This is a genomic window from Nocardia araoensis NBRC 100135, from assembly GCF_000308435.1.
Taxonomy (GTDB): Bacteria; Actinomycetota; Actinomycetes; order Mycobacteriales; family Mycobacteriaceae; genus Nocardia; species Nocardia araoensis.
The window spans coordinates 1-6,554 of the sequence record NZ_BAFR01000181.1 but is presented as its reverse complement, the minus strand read 5'-3'; the positions used below and the strand labels follow the sequence as shown (position 1 = coordinate 6,554).

Genomic DNA, 6,554 nt, shown 5'->3' with positions numbered 1-6,554 from the left:
ATCATGTCGATCCAGCTGGTCAATCGAGCCAGGGCGGCGGGTGTGGTGTTCACCCCGCGCGACGTGTTCGAACGCAAGACGGTCGCCGGGCTGGCGGAGGTCGCCGTCAGTGACAGCACCGCCGCGGCCGCCCGACCGGCCGAACTGCCCGGTGGCGGCGTGGGGCCGGTGCCGATCACCCCGATCGTCCGGTGGCTGCTGGAGCGGGCGGGGTCGGGATTCGGCCGATTCTCGCAGGCGGTGCTGCTGGGACTGCCGACCGGGATCGACCGGCAGAAGCTGGCGGGCACGGTGCAGGCGGTACTCGATCGGCACGACATGCTGCGCGCGCGGCTGCGTCAGGTCGACGACGGCCGATGGACGTGGGAAGTATTGCCACCCGGAACGATTCGAGCCGACGATGTCATCCATCGGGTGACGATGCCGGAACGGCCGCGAAGCGCCGAGTTCCGTGCGTCGGTGGCGGCGGAGTTGGACGCCGCCGCGGACCGGCTGGATCCGGGCGCCGGGGTGGTGCTGCAAGTGGTCTGGTTCGACCCGGTAACCGCGATGGAGCCGGGCAGGGCGCTGGTGGTGGTGCACCATACCGTCGTAGACGGAGTGTCCTGGCGGGTGCTGGTGCCGGATCTCGCGATCGCATGGGCGCGGATCGAGTCCGGTGAGCCGCCCGATCTGGCCCCGGTCGGGACGTCGATGCGCAGGTGGGCGCACGGACTGGCCGAGGCGGCCCGAAGCGCCGAGCGCGGCGCCGAATTCGAGTTCTGGCAGACGATGTCCGCCGGAGACGATCCGGCGATCGGGAAACGCCCCCTCGACCCCGCGATCGATGTGGCTGCCACCGCCCGCACGGTCGAGATCGAGGTGCCGCCAGAGGTGACCGAGGCGCTGCTGACGACCGTGCCCGCGGCATTCCACGGCGAGGTGAGCGACGGGCTGCTGGCCGCGCTGGCGGTGGCGGTGACGAAGTGGCGGCGCGAGCGCGATACGGTCGCGTCCGGCGCTCTCGCGGACGTGGTGATCGGTCTGGAAGGACACGGCCGCGAGGAATGCGCGCTCCCCGGCTCGGACCTGGCCCGGACGGTCGGCTGGTTCACCACGAGTTTCCCGATGCGCCTGCACCTGTCGGGCATCGATGTCGACGACGCGGCCGCGGGTGGGCCTGCGCTGGGGTCGGCGGTCAAGTCGGTCAAGGAACAGCTCCGCGCGGTCCCGGACCACGGGATCGGCTACGGCTTGCTGCGTTATCTCAACCCGGACACCGGACCGCGGCTCGCGAGTCTGCCGACGCCGCAGATCGGGTTCAACTACCTCGGCCGCGTCACCACCGAGGTCCCCGGAGCAACACCGTCGACCGGATGGATACCGGTGGACGACGCCGAGGACCTCTCCGGCGCAGAATTCACCGGTGCGCTCGACCCGGACATGCCGATGTCGGCGGTGCTCGACATCAATGCCCTCGTACTGGACGACGGGGACCGGCAGCGGCTGCTGGCGAGGTGGTCGTACCCGGCCGGGGTGCTCACCGCGGACCAGGTGCGCGAGGTGGCGGAGTCGTGGCGAAGCGTACTGACCGCGTTGGCGGCAGCGACCCGCCGGGCCGGGACCGGTGGACGGACGCCGTCGGATCTGGACCTCGTCGACCTCACCCAGTCCGATATCGAGCGGCTGGAGAACAGGTACCCGACGCTGAGCGACGTCTGGCCGTTGACTCCGTTGCAGGAGGGGCTGCTGTTCCATGCGCTCATTTCCGAGGATTCGGTGGACGCCTACGTGGTCCAGTTGGTCCTCGAGTTGCACGGGAAAGTCGATGCGGAGCGGCTGCGCCGAGCCGGGCAGGCGCTGCTGGACCGGCATCCGAATCTGCGCGCCGCGTTCGTCACCGACGCCGGACCGGTGCAGGTGGTCGAGGAGGACGTCGAGGCGCCGTGGACGGAACTCGACCTGTCCGGGCTGGACGACGGTGCGCTGAGTCGAGAGTGGAATCGACTGCTGGCCGCGGACCGCGCCACCCGGTTCGACCCCGCACGTGCCCCGCTGCTGCGTTGGATGCTGGTCACCACCGGGCCGGAACGCTTCCGCCTGGTGCTGACCAATCATCATCTGCTGCTGGACGGCTGGTCGACGCCGCTGCTGGTGAAGGAGTTGCTGGTGCTCTACGCCACCGGCGGCGACGACGCGATGCTGCCCCGGGTCCGACCCTATCGGGACTTCTTGGCGTGGCTGGTGCGCCAGGACCCGAGTTCTTCGCTCGACGCCTGGGCCCATGCGTTCGACGGCGCCGACGAGCCGACCCTGATGGTTCCGTCCGACCCCCGCCGTCGATACACCGAATCACGTGACGTTCTCGGCGAACTGACCGAGGAACAGACCGCGCACTTGAAGAACCTGGCGCGGGCACGCGGAATCACCCTCAACACCGTGATCCAGACGGCATGGGCGATCGTGTTGGGCGCGTTGACCTCTCGGACGGATGTCACGTTCGGCGCCACCGTCTCCGGACGGCCACCGCAACTGGCCGGCGTCGAATCGATGATCGGGTTGTTCGTCAACACGCTGCCGGTGCGCGTCCGTCTCGACACCGCCGAGAGCCTGGGGCAGCTGCTCGACCGGATCCAGGCCGAACAGGCCGAGTTGCTCGATCACCACTACGTGGGCTTGACCGACATCGAACGGGTGGCGGGGCCGGGGGCCATGTTCGACACGGTGACGGTGTTCGAGTCCTATCCGATCGATCGTGGCGGGCTCACGGCGGACACCGACATCGCTGGCCTGCGGCTGATCGACGTGAGCGGCGCCGACGCGGCGCACTACCCGCTGGGCCTGGTGGCCCAGGTCGACACGCGACTGCGTCTGGACATCAAGTATCTGCCCGAGCTGTTCGACCACAACACGATGGAGGCGACCCTGCATCGGGTCCTGTCCGTGCTCGGCACGGTCGCCACCGACCCGGATCTACCGCTGACCCGGCTGAATCTGCTCTCCCCCGCGGAATACCGCGAGTTGACGCCGGTGTCGGGTCCTCCGGGGGTGCCCGCACGAGTACTGCCCGATCTGCTGGCCGCGGCGGTGGCGAACGATCCGCGCGCGGTCGCGGCGGTGTGCGGCGATCGCCGGTGGACCTACGGCGAACTGGATGCGGAGTCGAACCGGTTGGCACGCATGCTGATCGACCTCGGGGCGGGACCGGAGACGAGCATCGCGGTCGGGTTGCCGCGGTCGGTGGAGTCGGTGCTGGCGGTCTGGGCAGTGGCGAAGGCCGGCGCGGCGTTCGTGCCGGTGGACCCGAATTATCCGCGCGGCCGGATCGCGTACATGCTCACCGATTCGGGTGCGACGGCGGGCATCACGCTGTCGCGGTGGCGGGATCGATTCCCCGGGCCGGTGCCGTGGCTGGCACTCGACGAGCCCGCGGTCCGGGCGCGGGTGGCGGCGTTCCCGGCGGCGCCGGTGCGCGATGCGGAGCGAACCCGACCGGTGCGAGTCGACCACGCGGCATACGTGATCTACACCTCCGGGTCGACGGGACAACCGAAAGGCGTGGTGGTGTCGCACCGGGGGTTGGCGAATCTGGTGGACGACCAACGCGCGCGTCTCGGCGTCGGGCCGGGCACGCGGGTGCTGCATGCCGCGTCTCCGAGTTTCGATGCGGCGATGCTCGAATACCTCTGGGCGTTCGCGACGGGCGGACAGCTGGTGATCGCGCCGCAGACCGTCTACGGCGGCGAGGAATTGGCGCAGATCCTGACCCGGGAGCGGGTTTCGCACGCGGCGCTGACGCCGACGGCCTTGGCGACAGTCGATCCGGCCGGGCTCGGGCACCTCGGGACCGTCGTGGTCGGCGGCGAGCCGCCCTCGCCGGAGTTGGTGTCGCGGTGGGCGCCGGGGCGCAGACTGTTCAACACCTACGGTCCCGCCGAGGCCACGATCCAGACCGATGCGGGCGACCCGATGGTGGCGGGTGAGGCGGTGACGACCGGCGGCCCGATCTGCGGGGTGCGGGAGGTAGTGCTCGACACGTGGCTGCGGCCGGTGCCGGTCGGAGTCGTGGGTGAGTTGTATCTGGCCGGTCCGGGTTTGGCTCGCGGCTATCGCAACCGGATGGCTACGACGGCGTCGCGGTTCGTCGCCAATCCGTTCGCGGGCCCGGGGCGGCGTATGTACCGGACCGGGGACCTGGTGCGCTGGCTGCGGTCGCCTGCGGGACATCTGACGCTCGACTACGTGGGCCGGGCGGATCTCCAGGTGAAGATTCGTGGTTTCCGTATCGAACTCGGCGAGGTCGAATCGGCGCTGTCGGCGTACCCGGGTGTGGCGCACGCGGTGGCGACCGTGCACCGACGCCAGGCCACCGGCGACCGCTTGATCGGGTACGTGGTGCCCGAACCCGGAGCCGATCTCGACCCGGCCGCGGTCCTGGCATCCGCCGCGGAGCGGTTGGCCTCACACATGGTGCCCGCGAGCGTGATGGTGATCGACGCGCTACCGATGACGGCGAACGGCAAACTCGACCGCACCGCGCTGCCCGAGCCCGACTTCACCCCCCGCGCCGGATCCCGGCCACCGGCCACCGAGATGGAGAAGACGCTGGCCGGACTGTTCACCGAGGTGCTCGGCCTCGACGAGGTCGGCGCGGACGATTCGTTCTTCGCCATGGGCGGCGACAGCATCATGGCGATTCAGCTGGTCACGCGGGCCAAGGCCGCGCATCTGTCGTTCTCGGCGCGCGAAGTGTTCGAGCACGGAACGGTCGCCGAACTGGCCCGGGTCGCCGTGCGCGACAGTGACGGGGCCGCCGCCCTTCCCGCCGAACTGCCCGGCGGAGGCGTGGGACAGATACCGATGACGCCGATCATGTGCTGGATGTTCGAGCGCGGCGGCTTCGATCGTTTCTGCCAGTGGGCGATGCTCACTCTGCCGGTTGGAATCGACAGCGCCGGAATCGCCGCCACCGTCCAAGCGGTGCTCGAACGCCACGACATGCTGCGCGCCCGGCTGCGTCCTGACCCGACACACCCGTCCGGCTGGGCGCTGCACGTGCAGCCGACCGCCGCACCCGCCGCCGGGCTGATCCGGCGCGTGCCGGTGACCGTGGCGCCGGACAGCAGCGACTTCGCCGCGCTCGCCGACGCCGAGGCGAACGCCGCGGCCGAGCGCCTCGACCCCGAGGCAGGAGTCGTGCTGCAACTGGTCTGGTTCGAGTGGGCGCGCGAGCCGGGACGGCTGCTGATCGTCGCCCACCACCTGACCGTGGACGGCGTCTCCTGGCGCATCCTGGTTCCCGATCTCGCGATGGCGTGGGGGCAGATCAGTGCCGGGCAATCGCCACGGCTCGCGCCTACAGGCACCTCGATGCGGCGCTGGGCGCATGCCCTGAACGCCGCCGCCACGAGCCGGGACGAACTCGACCGGTGGCGGTCCACACTCGCCGCCGCCGATCCGCCGATCGGAGCCCGCCCCCTCGACCCAGCCGTCGACGTGCAGGCCACCGTCGCGAGCATCGAGGTGACGCTACCCACCGCGGTGACGCGCGCCGTACTCACCACCCTGCCGGAGGTGTTCCATGGCAACGTGGACGACGCCCTGATCGCGGGGCTCGCTCTGGCGCTGACCCGATGGCGGCGCGATCACGGCGACGCCGTATCGGAAACGCTGCTCACCCTCGAGAGCCACGGCCGCCACGACGCGGTGCTGCCGCACGCCGACCTCACCCGCACCGTCGGGTGGTTCACCACCACCTATCCGGTGCGGCTCGACCTGTCCGGCATCGACATCGATGACGCGTTCGCCGCCGGACCCGCCGCCGGAGCGGTCGTCAAATCGATCAAGGAACAACTCCGGCGGATTCCCGATCACGGGATCGGCTACGGAATGCTGCGGTACCTCAACCCCGATACCGCCCCTGTCTTGCGTGCGCTGCCCGACCCTCAGGTGAGTTTCAACTATCTGGGCAGGTACGACACCGCTCCCGCAGTGTTGCGGGAAGTCGGCTGGATGCCCGCCGGTGGCGGCGGCATCCAGAACCCCGACGCGGCCGCAGCGTCCCTGCTGGGTGTCAACGCGGTCATCACGGACACCCAGGACGGGCCGGCTCTGACCGCCGCTTGGGACTATCCGACCGGCCCGCTCACCGCCGCCGAGGTCACCGACCTCGCGGAACTGTGGCGCGACGCGGTGACCGCGCTCGCCGCCCACGCGTCCCAGCCCGGTGCGGGCGGGCTCACCCCCTCCGACCTCGACCTTCTCGATCTCGGTCAAGATGCGATCGACCGGCTCGAGCGCCTGCAACCGGCCCTGGACGACATCTGGCCGCTCACGCCGTTGCAGAACGGGTTGCTGTTCCACGCCCAACTCGCGGCCGGCGCCGTCGATGCCTACATCGTGCAACTGTGTCTGGAGCTCGGCGGGCACGTCGACGCGCAGCGGCTGCGTCGCGCCGCGCAGGCGCTCGTCGCACGGTATCCGAATCTGCGGACCGCTTTCCTGCGCGACGGCGCGCAGGAAGCGGTCCAAGTGGTGCTCGAGCACGTCGACGTGCCGTTCACGAGGATCGACCT

At 70.3% G+C, this 6,554-nt stretch carries 1 protein-coding gene; it reads left to right on the top strand.

Going from position 1 to position 6,554, the window contains the following annotated elements; translation table 11 throughout:
• Positions 1 to 6,554: non-ribosomal peptide synthetase (locus ON21_RS24675; RefSeq protein WP_157170953.1), on the top strand; the 6,554-nt coding region annotated here is incomplete at both ends.